This is a genomic window from Buchnera aphidicola (Uroleucon sonchi) (assembly GCF_011035165.1).
In the GTDB taxonomy this organism is placed as follows: Bacteria; Pseudomonadota; Gammaproteobacteria; order Enterobacterales; family Enterobacteriaceae; genus Buchnera; species Buchnera aphidicola_BE.
The window spans coordinates 406,221-424,796 of record NZ_CP047588.1 but is presented as its reverse complement, the minus strand read 5'-3'; the positions used below and the strand labels follow the sequence as shown (position 1 = coordinate 424,796).

Genomic DNA, 18,576 nt, shown 5'->3' with positions numbered 1-18,576 from the left:
TATTTTACTTTTTTTTTTATATAAGTCAAATATATTTTATTATTACATGAGTAGATTATATGTTAAAAATCAAAATAATATATAAACTACATCTTACGTAATTTAAGTAAGATGTAGTATTAATTAATATTTATTTTTTTGTTTTTTTTCAGTTTGAATACGTTGATATATTTCTTCACGATGTACCGAAACTTCTTTAGGGGCATTGACACCAATACGAACTTGGTTACCTTTCACTCCTAGTACTGTTACAGTTATCTCATCGCCAATTATTAACGTTTCACCGACTCGACGAGTTAGAATAAGCATTTTTTGTTCCTTGAAAGATAAAAGAGTATGATCTCTCTAGTTCTTGGTGTCATGAATAATATAATTTTTAATTTAAATCTTAATATTTTAAAAAAATATATTTTATAGTTTATATTTTAATAAATTTTTCAATTTATAATTAAAATATACATGCTATACTAAGAAATATTTTATGTTTGATATAATTGTTGATCAAGCCATAATGGCATATTTTTTAAAATTATTGATAGTTTTTCAGTATATATTCCTCCTCCTTCAGCAATTTCTTTTTTTCCTCCTCCTTTTGCATGAGTACGTTCTGAAATCATTTTCATAATTTTTATAGCTGTTATATAATTAAATAAATTTTTTGTAACTCCAATAACAATAGTAAAACGATTATTTTTAACATTTATTAATATAGTAATTGTTTGTTTTGATTTTTGTTTTAATTCATCTGTAATAATTCTTAACAATTTATGTTCATATTTATGAAATATATGTATTATTAGTTTAATTCCTTTTAAATCATAAGAATTTTTGAGTAATTGTGTTATATAGTTTTGATTTTCTCTTTTTTGTAATTTAGTTATTTTATTTTCAATATATTTTATTTTATTTTGTAAATTTTCAATTTTGTCTTTAATATCTGATTGATTACAATGTAATGTAAGAGATAAGTCTGTTATATAATTATCTTTTTTATGCAAATAATTTATTGCTTCATGTCCTGTTACAGCTTCAATTCGTTTAATTCCTGATGCTATGCTTGAATAAGAAATAATTTTAAAAATTCCAATATCACCAGTTCTTTTAGCATGAGTTCCGCTACATAATTCAATAGAAATATCTTTCATTATAACAGCTCGTACTATTGAGCTATATTGATTTTCAAATAAAGCTATTGCTTGTTTTTTTTTAGCTTCTTCTAAACTCAGCATTTGAGTAGTAATGAGAACATTTTGACGAATATATTTATTAATCATATGTTCAATTTGTTGTATTTGAAATATTTCTATTGGATTTTGATAAGAAAAATCAAATCTTAAATGTGTATGGGTCACTAAAGAACCTTTTTGGCAAACATATTGTCCGAAAATATTTCTTAATGCAGAATGTAATAAATGTGTTGCTGAATGATTTAATTGAATTGCAGTTCGATTTAATTGGTGAATTTGAGTATTAATATGTGTGTTGGTTTCTAGTGTACCTGATATTAATTTACCAATATGTCCTATTGAATCTCCATATTTTTTTGTATTTTCTACTACAAAATAGCATGTTTTATTATATAATTCACCTGTGTCACCTATTTGTCCTCCTGATTCAGGATAAAATGGTGTTTTATTTAAAAAAATAATACTATATTCATTTTTATTAGCTTTTGAAACAGATTTATGATTAATTACAATTTGTTTGACTAATGATTTTGTTTTATTTTTTTTATACCCTTCAAAATGACATGTGGCATTGACAATAATATTATTATAATTTTTATAAAATTTTTTATTAATATTAGATTGTGTTTTTTGTTTATATTGTTGTAATTTATATGCATTATAGTCTATTTGAATATTTTTTTCACGGCAAACATCAGCTGTTAAATCAATTGGAAAACCAAAAGTATCATATAAATAAAATGCAGTTTTTCCAGATAATATATTATTATTTGTTTTTTTTATTTCACTATTTAATATTTTTAAACCTTTTTCTAAAGTATAAGAAAACTGTTTTTCTTCTGATCTCAATATGTCTTCAATTTTTTTTTGTTTTTGTTTTAATATAACACCTGAGTCTCCCATTACTTTGATTACTGTAGCAACTAATTGATGAAAACAATTTTTTTTCATACCTATTTTATGACAATGTCTTAATGCTCTTCTAATAATTCTTTTTAAAACATATCCTCGATGTTCATTGGATGGCGTAATATCATCAGCAATAATATACGCACATGATCTGATATGATCGGATATTACTTGTAAAGATATATGATTTAAATCGTGTACTTGACTTAATTGAGATATATGTTCTTTTAATTTTTGGAATATATCAATATGATAGTTAGAAAATACATTTTGTAAAATCGAAGCTATTCTTTCTAATCCCATACCTGTATCTATGGATTTGTTTTTTAAAGAGATAATATTGTTTCGAGAGATACGATTAAATTCAATAAAAACAATATTCCAAATTTCAATAAAACGATTATTTTTATTATTTAAGAAATCTTCTGGATTTGGTTTTAAATTATCTTCATAATCATAAAATATTTCTGTACAAGGACCACATGGACCACTGTCGCCCATTTGCCAAAAATTATCTGAATTATATTGAACGTTATTCTTATCTCCTATTTTGATAATTTGTTTAATAGGTATTTTAATAATATTTTTCCAAATTTTATATGTTTCGTCATCTTCTTGATAAACTGACACCCATAATTTATGTACGGGTATATTAAACCATTTTTTTGATGTTAATAATTCCCAAGCATATTCAATTGCTTCTTTTTTAAAATAATCATTAAAACTAAAATTTCCAAGCATTTCAAAAAAAGTATGATGTCTTGAAGTATATCCTACATTTTCTAAATCATTATGTTTACCTCCAGTTCTTAAACAACGTTGAACAGTAGCAACTCGTGAGTAATTTATTTTTTTTTCATTTAAAAAAATTTCTTTAAATTGATTCATCCCTGCATTTGTAAATAATAATGATGAATCATTATATGGAACTAAAGAACTACTTGGAACAATTATATGTTTTTTATCTTTAAAGAAATTTAAAAAATCTTGACGAATATTATTTGTTGTTCTATTCATTTTTATTCTTGATTAATTTAAAAAAGACGTTTGAATTACATTGAAATATTTCAAAAATAAATTTGTGATATTTATTCATTGGATAATCATTTAATTATTTTATTAATTGATTGCTTTATTAACTTGAAACATCATTTAAAATAATGATTTTTGATATTTTTTTAGATATATCAAACATTTTTAATGAATTATAAGATTTTTGCATATATTTAAGAGCTATTCGTGCTGATTTTGTTTCTGGATATTTTTGCAGCATTTCTTGTCCTCGGCTTATTACAGATATATATTCTTGACGAAAAAAATAAAATTTTAAGATTTGCAAATCATATTCTGATAAATGATTTTTTAAGCACAATAAATGTTTTTTAGCATTTGGAAGGTATAAACTATAAGGATATTTATTAATAAATTTTTTCAATTGCAAAAATGTGTATATTGAATGATTTAAATCTCTTTTATAATAATCTTTTAATAAATTTTTTAAAAAAATATTTTTATCTAATTGTATATTAATTAAGCATTTTATATATTCTGCATAATCCGTATTTGGATGATTTGGGTAATTATTTAAAAATTCTTTTATATTTTTTATAGCCATATTAAAATTATTGGTTTTATAATAACCATAAATTAAATGTATTCTAATTTTATCATCATTAAAATGCGTAACATTATTATTTTTGATATGCTCTAATATTACTATCATATTATTAAATCGTTTATTTTTTAATTCTTTTTGAGATTTTTTATAAAGAAGATATGTTTCTATTTGAGATTTTTTATACAAAAGATATGTATCTATAAAAACATGACTATTTAAAGATCTACAATTTACCGTGAAGTTAAAACATAAAATAATAAAAATCAGTATAATATTTTTTTTTCTTTTCATTGTTATAGATTCAATTTAATTTAATAAAATTTATATTGTTAAACATGAACTTCTAGAATTATACTAGAATAGCATATTATATAAATATTCAAGATTCAGCGTTAATTTCCTAAAAATAAGGATTATGATATTGAAAGAAACAAAATTAAGCACAACTATATCTTGTATATCTTTATTCGGAAAAAGATTAGATCAAGTTTTATCAATTATATTTAATGAATATTCTCGCTCCTACTTAAAAAAAATGATTATTATGAATCAAGTTGCTGTTAATGGAATTATCATAAATATACCTGATAAAAAAATATTAGGTAAAGAAACTATTACTATTTATTTGAAAAATGAACAAATATTATATGATCTTCCAGAAAATATTTCTTTAAACATTATTTATGAAGATGATCACATATTAGTTATAAATAAACCTGATGGCTTAGTAGTGCATCCAGGGTCAGGTCATAAAACAGGAACTATTTTAAATGCTTTACTATATTATGATAAAAATATTCGTAATGTTCCGCGTTCAGGTATAGTTCATCGTTTAGATAAAAATACTACGGGCTTAATGGTAATTGCAAAAAATATTTTTTCTTATAATTATTTAGTAAAATTATTAAAAGAAAGAAAAATTGTTCGCAAATATCAAGGTATTGTTACAGGAAATGTAATTTCAGGAGGAACAATTAATCAACCTATTATGAGGCATCCTATTAAAAGAACATGCATGACAGTCAATCGTTTAGGAAAAACTGCAATTACACATTATACAATAATAAATCGTTTTAAAAATCACACACATATATCTATACGATTAGAAACTGGCAGAACACATCAAATTCGTGTACATATGTCATATATTAAACATCCATTATTTGGGGATCCTTGTTATAGTAATTTAAATAATTATATTAAATATAAAAACGATCAAAAAATAAATCAAGTATATAAATTTTCTCGTCAAGCGCTACATGCTAATTATCTTTCATTTTTACATCCTGTTCGTCAAAACTTAATGTCTTGGACAATACCTTTTCCCAAAGATATGATTGAATTAATTTCAAAATTATCATAAAAAAAATTAAGTCTTTTAAATTATATTTATTTTTAATACATTCATATTGTTTATTTTTGTATTAAAAAGTTTTGAAATATACTATTACAGTATTAGATTTTAATATCAGTATTCATAGTGAATAACAATTTAAAAATATAACATAATCAAGAGTTGATAATATGATGTTAGAAAAAAAAATAAATACAGAATTTTTATTTTATTCTAGAATTAATTTTCAAGATAAAATTATTAAAAAATCTTTGCGTGAATTAATTAAAAATGCTTTAAAAAATTATTTATTAAATTTAAATAATAAAAAAATCAATAATTTATATGAGTTAGTTTTAACTGAACTAGAACAACCATTATTAGATATAATAATGCAATATACTAGAGGAAATCAAACAAAAGCAGCTTTAATTATGGGAATAAATCGTAGTACATTAAGAAAAAAATTAAAAAAATATAGTATGAATTAGTTTGTTTGCAATGTATATCTTATATATTGATTGCACTTTCTATTAGAAATATAAAATTAAGAGAGTGCAAATGATTTTTTTATATTTTTTGTAAATATTGTAATCAATTTTTTTGATTAACATTTATTAATCTATTAGATATAGTTTTTAATGCCCAATAATAACCATCTAATCCTAATCCAGAAATAACACCTTGAGAAATATCAGATAACCATGAATGTGAACGAAAACTTTCTCGAGCAAAAATATTTGAAATATGGACTTCAATAAAAGGAATATCTACTGCAATTAAAGCATCTCTAATAGCAATACTAGTATGCGTAAATGCACCTGGATTAATAATAATATAGTCAATATTTTGTTTAGCAGCATGAATTTTATCAATTAGAATATGTTCCGCGTTAGATTGTATATGATGCAAAAATATATTATTTTTTTTTGATTTTTGTTTCATTTTATCTATTAAATCAGATAAAGTATTATGTCCATAAATATTGGTTTCACGAGTTCCTAAAAGATTTAAATTTGGTCCATTAATTATTAGTACATGTATAATATTTTTCATATATAAATATTTTTTAATAAAAAATCATAATTTTAATAGTATACTATAATTTTAAAAAAAACATCAAAGATGTTAAATAACGTTTTTTATTTTTTATATTATATTTTATAATATATTTAAATATTAATAATTAATTGAGTACGTTAAAATGATGTTTGAATTAGTTGGTGAATCTTTATTAATTAATAACAAAATAAATTATCAAAATGTCTTTATGGCGTTAGAAGAACTTTGTACTCGTAATATAGATTATGGAGATTGCTTTTTTCAATCCAATCTTTATGAATCTTGGTTTTTAGAAAATAGTATTATTAAAGAAGGCAACTATCATTTTGATCAAGGAGTAGGAGTTAGAGCTATTAAAAATGAAAGTGTAGGTTTTGCATATGAAGATCAGATATCTATTCAATCTTTGCAGACTAGTACTAATAAAGCACGCAGTATTATGTCAATGAAAGGTGTAATAAAAAATAAAAAATTATCAAAAAAATCAATTAAATCTCATTATAATAATATTAATCCTTTAGACACATTTTCTGCAAAAGAGAAAATTGATCTTTTATATAGAATAGATCGTATAGCACGTAATATTGATCATCGAGTTAAAGAAGTGAATGCAAATTTAACAGGATCATATGAACAAGTATTAATTGCTTCAACTGATGGAAATATTGTTGCTGATATAAGACCATTAGTGCAATGCTCTATCAATGTTTTAGTTGAAGATCATGGAAAACGAGAACGAGGACGCAGTGGAGGTGGTAGTCGCACTGACTATAACTTTTTTTTAAATAAAGACGATCTTTCAGATGAGATACGAATTGAATATTGGTCTAAAGAAGCAGTGCGTATAGCATTATTAAATTTATCCGCAAAAGATGCGCCTTCTGGTGCCTTCCCAGTTATATTAGGATCGGGATGGCCTGGTGTTTTATTACATGAAGCAGTTGGTCATGGTTTAGAAGGAGATTTTAACAGAAGAAAAACTTCTGTATTTACTAATATGATTGGAAAACAAGTTACGTCAAAATTATGTACTATAATTGATGATGGTACTATGGCTAATCAGCGTGGTTCATTAAGTGTTGATGATGAAGGTACACCTGGTCAACGTAATATTTTAATTGAAAATGGTATATTAAAAAAATACATGCAAGATAAATTAAATGCACGTTTAATGGGAATGGATACTACTGGAAATGGTCGTCGTGAATCATACTCATGCTTACCAATGCCTCGTATGACTAATACTTTTATGTTGTCAGGAAAATCAAAAATAGACGATATTATCAATAGTGTTGACTATGGAATATATGCTGTAAATTTTTCTGGTGGACAAGTAGATATTACATCTGGAAACTTTGTATTTTCCACATCAGAAGCATATTTAATAAAAAAAGGAAAAATTATTACACCTATTAAAAATACTACTTTAATAGGATCAGGTTTAGAGGCAATGCAACAAATATCTATGGTAGGTGATGATTTAAAAATGGATTCAGGGATGGGAATATGTGGTAAAGATGGTCAAAATATTCCAGTGGGTATAGGACAACCATCTATTAAATTAGATAGTTTAACTATAGGTGGAACTGCTTAATTTATAGTAACATATTGTTTATATAATTGATTGATTATATAATAATGCAGTCAAGGTTAAGACTCATGACTGCATGTTTATATTTATTAATCTATTCTTTCTTTAATACGTGCTGCTTTACCAGTACGATGTCTTAAATAGTATAATTTTGCTTTTCTAACAAAGCCTTTTCTTTTAAGAATAATATCTTCAATATTATGAGAATGTGTTTGAAAAACTCTTTCTACACCTTCCCCATTAGATATTTTTCTAACTGTAAAAGATGAATGTAAAAAACGATTTTTTTTTGCAATAACTATTCCTTCAAAAGATTGTATACGTTTTTTAGAGCCTTCAATTACCCAGACTTGTACTTCAATAGTATCTCCAGGTCGGAAAACAGGTATATTTTTTTTTATTTGTTGTTTTTCAATTTGTTGAATTATACTCGACATAATTATCCTTTTAAATAAAAAAATATTATGAATTATTTTTTTTTTGATGTTTCTTAAAATTATTTAGTAATATTTGTTCTTGTATATTTAATTTTTTATCTTTTAATATATCTGGACGTTTTATCCATGTATTTATCAGTGATTGTTGTAAACGCCAAAGATAAATATTTTTATGATTTCCAGATAATAAAACTTTTGGAACTGACATATTATGCACAATTTTTGGTCGAGTATAACTAGGATAATCAAGAAGATGATTAGAAAAAGAATCTTTTTGTATTGATTGTTCAGTTTTAATAACACCTGGAACTAATCTAGAAATAGCATCAATCATAACCATAGCAGCTAATTCTCCTCCAGTGAGTATATAATTTCCAATAGACCATTCTTCATGGACTTGAGAATCAATAATACGTTGATCTATTCCGTCATATCTACCACATATAAAAATAATTTTTTTTTTATTAATTAATTTTTCTATATCTTTTTGTTTAAATTTTTTTCCTTGAGGAGATAAATAAATAATCGTCGCATCATTTTTTAAGATTGATTTTGCGTATTGAATAGCTAAATATAGTGGTTTAAAACTTATTAACATTCCTGCTCCTCCTCCATAAGGACGATCATCTATAGATCTATGCTTATTTTGACTAAAATCTCTTAAATTTAAACAAGTTATATTAATTATTTTTTTTTTAATTGCTTGAGAAACAATTCCATAATTTGAAATGGCTTGAAACATTTCTGGGAAAATAGTAATAATATTAAACCATATTAGAGGATTTTTATGTTTTTTGTTCATGTAGAATATATGATTTAGTTCCATGTAACTATTATTAATTTATTATAAATATTGATATTTTTTATAATTTGATTTTCTATAAATGGAATTAATATATTTTTTTTCAATTGACTAAACTGATTATATACAATAAGAACATCATTATTTTTTGTTCTAATTAAATTATTAACTTTACCAATATAATTATGATTGGTATTAAAAACTGTACAATTAATTAAATCATTCCAGTAATAATTATTTTTTTTTAATAATGGTAATGTATTTTGACTAATAATTATGTTTGCATTAGTGAAATTTTTAATAATTGAACGATCAAATATATTATTAACACTTACAATAAAATTATTTTTATATTTTTTCCAGTTATTAACTGTTATTTTAGTCCATTGATTATCTTTCAAAAAAAACCAAGGTAAATAACTAAATATTTGCTCTTTTTTTTCTGTAAAAGAAAAAATGGTTATCCAACCCAATATTCCATAAGCTTTTCCTACCTTTCCAATGACTAATGGTTTAATAGGTTTATTAATAGTATTTTTTATAAAATATTCTCTTTTTTATTAAATAATTGAACTAATTTTTTAGTTTTATCTGACATTTGAGCGCCTTGATTGATCCAATATTCTACTCTTTTTAAATCTATTTTAAGTTGGCTAGATTTTCCTCCTTGAGTAATAGGATTAAAATATCCTATTTTTTCTATAAAACGACCATTTCTAGCAAAACGACTATCAGCTACTACCATTTTATAAAAAGGACGTTTTTTAGTTCCATATCTTGATAAACGAATTTTAACCATTTTTTTTCCTAATAAAGTATTTGTAATATATATTGATTATTATATAAAATAATAAATATTTTATTTTAAAAGCATATTATGATATAATATATTTAAAAATTTTTCGGTAACATGTTTTTAATTCCTCTTATAACTTTAGATATTCCACTAGTTTTAATTTTTTTCATTATTCTACGTATATCATCAAAATTTTTTAATAATTTATTAACATCTTGTATTTTTGTACCCGATCCTAAAGCTATTCTACGTTTTCTGGAGCCTTTTATAATAATTGGTTGTTGTCGTTCTTTCGGTGTCATTGAAGAAATAATAGCTTCTACTTTTTTAAATGTGTTTTCATCTGTGTTTAATAATGATGTATGATTAGATAATTGACTATTACTAGAGAATTTATCTATAAAATAATTTAATCCTCCTATTTTTTGCATTTGTTTGATTTGTGTTAAAAAATCATTTAAATTAAAATTATGTCCTGTTTTTATTTTTTTTGTTAGTTTTTGAATGTCTGATTGATCTACTTTTTGTTCAATTTCTTTAATAAGAGATATCATATCATTCATCCCTAAAATTCTATCAGCTATTTTTTCAGGACAAAATTCTTCTAACGATGTAATTTTTTCTCCTGTACCTATAAATTTAATTGGTTTGCCGGTAATATATCGTATTGATAGAGCAACACCGCTTCTAGCATCACTATCTGTTTTTGTTAATATTATACCAGAAATTAATAACTCATTATCAAATATTTTAGCCATATTTATTGCATCTTGACCCATCATAGAATCTACTATTAATATTGTTTCAATAGGTTTAGATATTTTTTTTATTTCATGAATTTCATTCATCATATTTTTATCAATATGCAATCGACCCGCCGTATCAATTAATAATACATCATAAAATTTTAATTGTGCATACTGCATTGCTTGTTTAGTTATTTCAATTGGTTGTTGATTTATTGTAGATTTAAAAAAATCTATTTCAATTTGTTCAGATAATATTTGTAATTGTTTAATAGCTGCTGCTCGATAAATATCAGTAGAGACAATTAAGATTTTTTTTTTATATTTATTTTTAATCCATTGACCTAATTTTGCTAAACTTGTAGTTTTACCTGAACCTTGCAAACCAATTAATAATATTACTGCAGGTGGTTGAATAGATAAATTTAATGAATTATTTTTTTCTCCCATTATAAAAATTAGTTCATTTCGAATGATTTTAATAAATTCTTGTCCTGGCGTTAAACTTGCATTGATTTGATGACCAATGGATTTGTTTTTAACATTTTGTATAAAGTCTTTTACAACTGATAATGCTACATCTGCTTCTAATAGTGCTCTTCGTATGTCTCGTATAGTATCTTTAATATTTTCTTCTGTGAGTCTTCCTTTATTTATAATTTTTTTAAAACTACTTGACAGACGTTTTTTTAAGTTTTTAAACATTATTTATTACTCATATTAAAGTTTAAATATTTAATTTTTTTAAAAAATGTATATTTAGTTTATATAATTCATTACTAAATTATTTGTTTTTTAATGTTTTTGAAAAATTATTCAGATATCCTTTCATAAGGATAACAACCTAAAATTTTGATAAATTTAGTGATTTTTTTAATTTTTTTGAGAATATCTTGCATCAATTGTGACAATAGATTGATTTGAATTTCAATATAAAATATTTTTCCCCATGGTTCATGATCTAATGTTCTAGAAGTTAACTTATATATAATGATATTTTCATCTTTTAATATAGATAATATATTATTTAGATCGTCTGATTTTGGTTTAGTAGTAAATAAAAAAGTTGTTTTATTATTTTTTGTTTCAGAAATCTTAATAGGGTTGCGATTTAAGATAATAAATTTTGTTCTATTATTTTCTTGATTTGCTAAATTTTTATATAACACTTTTAATCCATATATTTTACTGCTAATTTCGCTTCCTAATGCTGCGTGAGATATTTGATTTTTTTCAGATATTATTTTCATAGCATCTGAAGTACTTTGAGTGTGATGAATTACCCATTTTGGAAATTTGCTAATAAAATTGCTGCATTGTTTAAATGGTTGAGGATGACTATAGATATTTTGAATTTGATCTAATCGAATTTTTTTAATTGCAATTAAACAATGATTAATAAAAATACTAATTTCTCCAACAATAAATAGATTTGTTTTTTCTAATAAAGCTAACACTTCATGAATATAACCAGAACAAGTGTTTTCAATTGGCAAAACAGCGTAATCTGATTGATTATTTTCCACAGAGTCGATAACAGATTTAAACGTTAAACATTCTTGTATAGTACATACTTGAAAAGTATTATCTGCATATTTGCATGCCGCGATATGAGAATAAGATCCTTGAGGTCCAAGGACAGAAAAATTAGAACAAATTAAATTTTTATTATGATAAAATTGTTGTAATAATTTTTTCTGAGTTAATACTGATTCTTCAATTATTAATTGAAATAATCGAGTAATATACTCTGGTTGAAGATGATTTTTTTTTCCTAAACTAGTTAATTCATTGATCATGTTTGTTTCACGCTCTACATCTCGTATCGCTTGTTTATTTTTGATTTTAGATTGAGCAATTTCTAAGACTAAATTTTTTCTTTCTGCTAATAATTTTACAATATTTTTATCAATTTTATTAATTTTATTACGAAAAAATAATAAAGAATTTTGAGTAGGCATCATGTATTACCTATAAATATATAGTGTATTTAAGTATAAAATGCGCTTTTAATAAGAAAATTTAATTATTATATATAATAATATACATAAATGTTTTTTTAATATAGTTGAAATAATAAAATTAATTTTATTAATAACTAATAATATTTTAAAAAAGTTTTATTAAAATATATTTACTATATCTTATTAATTTTAATGATAGTATTATTTTATATATAAAAAATTATATTCAACTGAGTGATATTTTATGAAAACATTTTCAGTAAAATTAAATAATATTAAACGAAATTGGTATTATGTTGATGCTACTAATAAAGTATTAGGTAGATTGGCTAGTGTATTATCGTCTTATCTAAGAGGAAAATATAAAATTGAATATACTCCTCATCTTGATACTGGCGATTATATTATTGTTTTAAATGCTTCTAAAATTTTAGTCACAGGGAATAAAAAGATTGATAAAATTTACTATCATCATACTGGATATATAGGTGGTATAAAAAAATATAGATTTGAAGAAATTCTTGCTTTACATCCAGAAAGAATTATACAACATGCCGTAAAAGGAATGTTACCTAAAGGTCCCTTAGGTCGTGCTATGCTAAAAAAATTAAAAATTTTTTCTAATGCAGATCATCATCATATAGCTCAATGTCCTACATTATTAAACATTTTATAAAGGTGTATAAAAAAATATATGATTGTAAATCAAAATTATGGTACTGGTCGTCGTAAAAGTTCTTCTGCTAGAGTTTTTCTTAGATCGGGTAGTGGAGAAATTTTTATTAATAAACGTTCTTTAAAAGATTATTTTGGTCGTGAAACTTCTTGTATGATTGTGCGTCAACCATTAGAATTAGTTGGTATGATTGATAAATTTAATATTTATATTACAGTAAAAGGTGGAGGTATATCTGGTCAAGCAGGAGCGATTCGACAAGGTATTACTCGAGCTTTAATTAAATATAATCAATCATTAAGATTGGAGTTAAGAAAATCTGGTTTTGTAACACGTGATTCACGCCAAGTAGAACGTAAAAAAGTTGGTTTGCGAAAATCTAGGAAACGTCCACAATTTTCTAAACGTTAAATTTTAAATATTTTATCTTGTAATTTTTAAAAGAACTTGGTTTTAAAACGCCGAGTTCTTATTTTATTTTTTCTAAATGGTGACAAATATCGCAGCATAATTGTATCATACTATTTTTCTGAATAGATGAAATTAAATAATATTGACTTGGCAATTTAATATGACATTTTATTTCATCAATAATTTTATTAATTTTTGTTGTACTTAATAGATCAGTTTTATTAAAAATTAACCATCTTGGTTTATTATATAAATCTAAACTATATTTTTTTAGTTCTTTTAAAACTATTTTTATATTATCTATTGGACGATAATTATTTTGAGGAACTAAATCAACAATATGCAAAAGTAATTTACATCTTTCTAAATGTTTTAAAAAACGTATACCTAATCCAGATCCATGCGATGCCCCTTGAATGATTCCAGGGATATCTGCGATAATAAATTTTTTATTATTTTTTGTTGTTACACTACCTAAAATAGGATTTAATGTTGTAAATGGATAATTAGCAATTTTTGTTTTTGCTCCAGATATATTTGAAACTAAAGTAGATTTTCCAACATTAGGCATTCCTAATGTTCCAACATCTGCAATTAATAATAATTCTAATTGTATTTCTCGTTTTTCCCCTTGTGTACCTAATGTACTTTGTTGAGGTGTACGATTCGTAGAAGATTTAAATCTAGCATTACCTAAACCATGCCAACCTCCTTTAGCAACCATAACCTTTTGTTGATGTTGAATTAGATCATCTATAATTTCTCGTGTTTGAAAATTTATAACTTTTGTTCCTACCGGAACATATATTTTTATATCTTTTCCTTTTTTGCCAGAACATTTTTTTCCTGACCCATTTTGTCCATTTTCCGCTTTAAATTGTTTTTTGAATCTAAGATCTATAAGAGTATTTAAATTATTATTCGCTTCTAACCAAATACTGCCTCCATTTCCTCCATCTCCACCATCTGGACCTCCCTTAGGAATATATTTTTCTCTTCTAAAATTTACACAACCATGTCCACCATTTCCTGCAATGACCTCTATTACCGTTTGATCAATAAATTTCATACTTCATGCTCCTGATATATATTTTATTCGGTAAAAAATTATAATGTTACTATTTATTATATCAATAATATATTGTGATAATGTATATAAAAAAAGAGGAACCCCTCTTAAATAAGGGGTTTTAACAAAAAACTTATATGCTATTTAATTAATTATATTAATATATGTTCTTTTTTTTAATCCTTTTTTTTTAAATTCTACTTTTCCTGCAACAGTAGCAAAAATTGTATGATCTTTTGCGCAACCTACATTTTTTCCAGGATGAAATTTAGTTCCTCTTTGTTTAACAATAATACTACCTGCAGAAATAAATTCACCTCCAAAACATTTTACACCTAATCGTTGTGCATTAGAGTCTCTTCCATTTCTAGTCGATCCTCCTGCTTTTTTATGTGCCATGGATTATATTTTTCCTTGAATATGATTGATATCTAAAATTTTAACATCAGTAAAATATTGACGATGACCTTGCTGTTTTTTATAATGTTTGCGACGATTAAATTTAATAATTTTAATTTTTTTCGAACGACCATGATTTTGAATATCAGCTTTTATAATTCCTCCTTGTATAAAAGGCTCTCCAATAATTGTATAATCTTTTTGAGATATCATTAAAAGCTTATCAAATTTTATAGTTGTACCAATTGGACAGTTTAATTTTTCTAATCTAATTACTTGATTTTTAATTGCTTTATATTGTTTGCCGCCACTTATAAAAACTGCATACATAAAACACTCCAGTTATATTGTTTTTTAAAAATTTTATAAAATTATATTTATATAATTTTTATATCCGCTCCTAATTTATTTAATTTTTGAAGAAATGAATCGTATCCTCTTTCAATGTGGTAAGTATGATTGACAATAGTTATACCAATAGCAATACAACTGGCTAATATTAACGTTGCTGCTCCTCTTAAATCACTACAAAAAATGTTAGAAGCTATCAAATTTTGTGTTCCATAAGATATAATAGTATTATTCTTAATCTTTAGTTTTGCGCCCATTTTGATTAATTCAATAGCATAAATAAATCGATTTTCAAAAATATTTTCAGTTATTATACCAATACCTTGAGAAATTATATTTAATAATGTAAATTGTGATTGCATATCTGTTGGTAAACCTGGATAAGGAGCAGTTTGAACATTTAAAGATTTTGGACGTTTACCTCTCATATCTAATTCAATCCAATCTTTTCCTGTTCTAATTTTTGCTCCAGATTTACTTAAATACATTAATACAGTTTTTAAATGTTTTGGTTCAGTTTGATGACAAATAATATAACCTTGTGAAATTGTAGCAGCGATTAAAAAAGTCCCTGTTTCAATTCTATCTGGAATAATTGTATGTTTTCCTCCAGTTAATTTTGATACACCTTGAATATATATTTTTTTATTTCCTGCACCAGTTATATTAGCTCCTATAGAATTTAAAAATTTTGCAACATCGATAATTTCTGGTTCACAAGCTGCATTATCAATAATTGTTAAACCTTGAGCTAGAATAGCAGCGCTCATAATTGTTATAGTTGCACCAACACTAATTTTTTCCATAAAAATATATTTTCCTTGAAAACGTCCTTTTATATAAGCATGTATATATTTACCTTTTACGTTAATAATAGCACCTAATTGAGTTAAACCATATAAATGTAAATCGATTGGTCTATCACCTATTTTACATCCACCAGGTAAAGATATGTGAGCTTGTCCGAAACGAGCTAAAAGAGGACCTAGTATCCAAATAGATGCTCTAATTTTATTAATTAAATAATTTGGAGCATTAAAAATATTTATTGTACTTGTATCAATTTGTAAATTATTTTTTTGTTTGATTTTAGCTCCTAAATGTATAAGCAATTTAAGTGCTATTTGAATATCAGTTAAATTAGGTACATTGCTAATTTTAATTTTTTCTTTTGTTAATATAGTCATGAATAAAATTGGCAGCGCTGCATTTTTAGACCCAGAAATGATTACATTACCATTTAAAGTTTTGTTTCCTGTTATAGATAATTGATTCATGTATTCATAGATCTCTATTTAAAGATGATACAAATTATTGATTATTTGTTTTTTCCCATTCATCATTTGTATATGCAGTAATAGATACTGCATGAATATACTTTTCTGTAATTATATTGATTAATGGTTCATAAACAATTTGTTGTCTTTTTACCGAACTAATATTTTTAAAAATATCTCCAATAGCTATAATGTTAATATGATTATTATCTCCTGTAACATATATTTTTGTTAAATTTAGTTTGTTAATTAGTAATAATTTGATACTTTCATTATCCATATTTTTATACTTTTATGTTAATAATAGAAAAGAATATACATTGTTGATAATATTTTATTCTTCATTGAAATTGACTTATAAATATACTTATCTAAAAATATTTTAAATAAGTTAAGTTTAAATATATAACTACATACTGAAAATTTTGATAAATTATATTTTTTAATTTAAAATAAATATGTATTTTAAATATATTTTATTGTGTATAAAGTTTTATTAGATATTTTTAATATAAATTTCTATTTTAATAATATAATTTTTATAAATATTTCAATAAAATGAACAACATAAATTGTCATATTTTTAAAAATACAATGTTATTATATTTAAGTATTTTTTATACTAATTATAATTTAACAGTTTTAAAAATTTTCAAAAGTATTTTATTAAATTTTATTTTAGAATTTTTTTTAAAAAAGTAATGAACAGAAAAGGAGTATTCATATTATGTCTCATTTAATCCCTATGACTGCGCGAGGTGCGGAAAAACTTCTTCAAGAACTTAAAACATTAAAAAATATTAAACGTCCGCGTATTATTAAAGCAATAGCAGAAGCTAGAGAACATGGTGATTTAAAAGAAAATGCTGAATATCATTCAGCACGTGAAGAACAAAGTTTTTGTGAAGGAAGAATTAAAGAAATTGAATTAAAATTGTCTAATTCACAAATTATTGATATAAAAAAAATTTCTAATACTGGTCGAGTAATTTTTGGCTCTACAATTAGTATTTTAAATATTAATAATAATCAAGCGTTTACTTATAAAATTGTAGGTGATGATGAGTCTGATTTTAAAAAAAATTTGATTTCTATTAATTCTCCAATTGCTAGAGGTTTAATAGGGAAAAATATTAATGATACTGTGAATATATCTACACCGGGTGGAAATGTGGAATATAAAATTTTAAAAATTGATCATATATAGATTTCAAAATTAAATGATTAATTTGTAATATTTCTTAAATTACAAATTATTTTCTAAAAGTTACTATTTAAATAACGAAATATGATTAATAAAAAAAAAAAGAAAAAGTCTAATTATTGGTTAAGAGAACATTTTTCAGATTTATATGTTAAAGAAGCAAAAAAAAATAATATACGTTCACGTGCTTGGTTTAAATTAAAACAATTAGATACAGATTATAAGTTATTAAAAATGGGAATGAATGTTATTGATTTAGGTTCTTCTCCTGGCAGTTGGTCTCAATATGCTGCAAATAAAATAGGTAAAACAGGATATATTATAGCATGTGATATATTACCAATTAAACCAATAATGGGTGTTAATATTTTGCAAGGAGACTTTCGTAATCCAGACATGTTAAATAAATTATTATATTTATCAAAAGATATAATATTCGATTTAGTAATGTCGGATATGGCTCCTAATATAACAGGAAATTTTTCTATTGATATGCCAAATATCATTGAATTATCTAAATTGGCATTAAAAATATCAAATCGTGTGTTATCTAAAAATGGTACTTTTTTGTTAAAATCATTTCAAGGAGATGGTTTTAATGAATTATATCATGAGATTAAAAGATTTTTTAAAAAAATTAAAATTTGCAAACCTAAAACTTCTCGAACAAGATCTCGAGAAATCTTCATTATAGCAACCAGATGAAAAATAACAGATATCTGTGTTGTTTTTTAAATATAGATT

At 23.8% G+C, this 18,576-nt stretch carries 22 protein-coding genes; 7 read left to right on the top strand and 15 right to left on the bottom strand.

Annotation, left to right across the window (positions count from 1 at the left end):
- Positions 1-123: 123 nt before the first annotated feature.
- From csrA to GUU85_RS01880, 3 genes are all read right to left on the bottom strand, one after another.
- A complete protein-coding gene (gene csrA / locus GUU85_RS01890; RefSeq protein WP_163119419.1) occupies positions 124-309 on the bottom strand; it encodes a carbon storage regulator CsrA in 186 nt (61 codons plus the stop codon).
- 170 nt (positions 310-479) lie between these two features.
- Complete coding sequence (gene alaS / locus GUU85_RS01885; protein ID WP_163119417.1) at positions 480-3,113, bottom strand: alanine--tRNA ligase; 2,634 nt, start codon at positions 3,111-3,113, stop codon at positions 480-482.
- Positions 3,114-3,231: 118 nt separating this feature from the next.
- Positions 3,232-4,005, bottom strand: a complete 774-nt coding sequence (locus GUU85_RS01880; RefSeq protein WP_163119415.1) for an outer membrane protein assembly factor BamD — start codon at positions 4,003-4,005, stop codon at positions 3,232-3,234.
- 130 nt (positions 4,006-4,135) lie between these two features.
- On the opposite strand from GUU85_RS01880, the gene rluD reads away from it, so the two are divergent.
- Complete coding sequence (gene rluD / locus GUU85_RS01875) at positions 4,136-5,077, top strand: 23S rRNA pseudouridine(1911/1915/1917) synthase RluD (protein WP_163119413.1); 942 nt, start codon at positions 4,136-4,138, stop codon at positions 5,075-5,077.
- A gap of 164 nt (positions 5,078-5,241) precedes the next feature.
- Positions 5,242-5,538: a DNA-binding transcriptional regulator Fis gene (gene fis, locus GUU85_RS01870; protein ID WP_163119792.1), complete on the top strand. Its 297-nt coding sequence runs from the start codon at positions 5,242-5,244 to the stop codon at positions 5,536-5,538.
- A gap of 103 nt (positions 5,539-5,641) precedes the next feature.
- Here the strand turns inward: fis and aroQ are convergent, their stop codons facing one another.
- Entirely contained in the window at positions 5,642-6,103 is a 462-nt protein-coding gene (gene aroQ, locus GUU85_RS01865; protein WP_163119411.1) for a type II 3-dehydroquinate dehydratase, read from the bottom strand.
- Between the two features lie 148 nt (positions 6,104-6,251).
- Between aroQ and tldD the strand changes: the two genes are divergently transcribed.
- Positions 6,252-7,703, top strand: a complete 1,452-nt coding sequence (gene tldD, locus GUU85_RS01860; protein WP_163119409.1) for a metalloprotease TldD — start codon at positions 6,252-6,254, stop codon at positions 7,701-7,703.
- Positions 7,704-7,789: 86 nt separating this feature from the next.
- Here the strand turns inward: tldD and rplS are convergent, their stop codons facing one another.
- From rplS to GUU85_RS01830, 6 genes are all read right to left on the bottom strand, one after another.
- Entirely contained in the window at positions 7,790-8,137 is a 348-nt protein-coding gene (gene rplS / locus GUU85_RS01855; RefSeq protein WP_163119407.1) for a 50S ribosomal protein L19, read from the bottom strand.
- Between the two features lie 25 nt (positions 8,138-8,162).
- Entirely contained in the window at positions 8,163-8,939 is a 777-nt protein-coding gene (trmD, locus tag GUU85_RS01850) for a tRNA (guanosine(37)-N1)-methyltransferase TrmD (protein ID WP_163119405.1), read from the bottom strand.
- A 14-nt stretch (positions 8,940-8,953) separates the two neighbouring features.
- Positions 8,954-9,481 (bottom strand): ribosome maturation factor RimM, encoded by a 528-nt coding sequence (gene rimM / locus GUU85_RS01845; RefSeq protein WP_367889641.1) that lies wholly within the window; start codon positions 9,479-9,481, stop codon positions 8,954-8,956.
- A complete protein-coding gene (gene rpsP / locus GUU85_RS01840) occupies positions 9,478-9,738 on the bottom strand; it encodes a 30S ribosomal protein S16 (protein ID WP_163119403.1) in 261 nt (86 codons plus the stop codon). Before rpsP ends, rimM begins: the two co-directional genes overlap by 4 nt.
- 92 nt (positions 9,739-9,830) lie before the next feature.
- Positions 9,831-11,186, bottom strand: a complete 1,356-nt coding sequence (gene ffh, locus GUU85_RS01835) for a signal recognition particle protein (RefSeq protein WP_163119401.1) — start codon at positions 11,184-11,186, stop codon at positions 9,831-9,833.
- Between the two features lie 107 nt (positions 11,187-11,293).
- Positions 11,294-12,445: a chorismate mutase gene (locus GUU85_RS01830; protein WP_254056354.1), complete on the bottom strand. Its 1,152-nt coding sequence runs from the start codon at positions 12,443-12,445 to the stop codon at positions 11,294-11,296.
- 244 nt (positions 12,446-12,689) lie between these two features.
- Here GUU85_RS01830 and rplM point away from each other — a divergent pair, with 244 nt between their 5' ends.
- Positions 12,690-13,121: a 50S ribosomal protein L13 gene (gene rplM, locus GUU85_RS01825; protein ID WP_163119399.1), complete on the top strand. Its 432-nt coding sequence runs from the start codon at positions 12,690-12,692 to the stop codon at positions 13,119-13,121.
- Between the two features lie 18 nt (positions 13,122-13,139).
- On the top strand, positions 13,140-13,532 hold the full coding sequence (rpsI, locus tag GUU85_RS01820) for a 30S ribosomal protein S9 (RefSeq protein WP_163119397.1): 393 nt from the start codon (positions 13,140-13,142) through the stop codon (positions 13,530-13,532).
- Positions 13,533-13,590: 58 nt separating this feature from the next.
- On the opposite strand, the gene cgtA is transcribed toward rpsI, so the two are convergent.
- The 5 genes from cgtA to GUU85_RS01795 form a co-directional block, all read right to left on the bottom strand.
- Positions 13,591-14,601 (bottom strand): Obg family GTPase CgtA, encoded by a 1,011-nt coding sequence (gene cgtA / locus GUU85_RS01815; protein ID WP_163119395.1) that lies wholly within the window; start codon positions 14,599-14,601, stop codon positions 13,591-13,593.
- 144 nt (positions 14,602-14,745) lie between these two features.
- Positions 14,746-15,000 carry a 50S ribosomal protein L27 gene (gene rpmA / locus GUU85_RS01810; RefSeq protein WP_163119393.1) on the bottom strand — a complete coding sequence of 85 codons (255 nt, stop codon included), beginning with the start codon at positions 14,998-15,000 and terminating at the stop codon, positions 14,746-14,748.
- A 3-nt stretch (positions 15,001-15,003) separates the two neighbouring features.
- Positions 15,004-15,330 (bottom strand): 50S ribosomal protein L21, encoded by a 327-nt coding sequence (gene rplU / locus GUU85_RS01805; protein WP_163119391.1) that lies wholly within the window; start codon positions 15,328-15,330, stop codon positions 15,004-15,006.
- A gap of 47 nt (positions 15,331-15,377) precedes the next feature.
- Positions 15,378-16,628, bottom strand: a complete 1,251-nt coding sequence (gene murA / locus GUU85_RS01800; RefSeq protein WP_163119389.1) for a UDP-N-acetylglucosamine 1-carboxyvinyltransferase — start codon at positions 16,626-16,628, stop codon at positions 15,378-15,380.
- Positions 16,629-16,662: 34 nt separating this feature from the next.
- Positions 16,663-16,908 carry a BolA/IbaG family iron-sulfur metabolism protein gene (locus GUU85_RS01795; RefSeq protein ID WP_163119388.1) on the bottom strand — a complete coding sequence of 82 codons (246 nt, stop codon included), beginning with the start codon at positions 16,906-16,908 and terminating at the stop codon, positions 16,663-16,665.
- 447 nt (positions 16,909-17,355) lie between these two features.
- On the opposite strand from GUU85_RS01795, the gene greA reads away from it, so the two are divergent.
- Together greA and GUU85_RS01785 are read left to right on the top strand one after the other, a co-directional pair.
- Positions 17,356-17,835 (top strand): transcription elongation factor GreA, encoded by a 480-nt coding sequence (gene greA / locus GUU85_RS01790; protein ID WP_163119387.1) that lies wholly within the window; start codon positions 17,356-17,358, stop codon positions 17,833-17,835.
- 81 nt (positions 17,836-17,916) lie between these two features.
- Complete coding sequence (locus GUU85_RS01785; protein ID WP_163119386.1) at positions 17,917-18,537, top strand: RlmE family RNA methyltransferase; 621 nt, start codon at positions 17,917-17,919, stop codon at positions 18,535-18,537.
- Positions 18,538-18,576 lie beyond the last annotated feature (39 nt).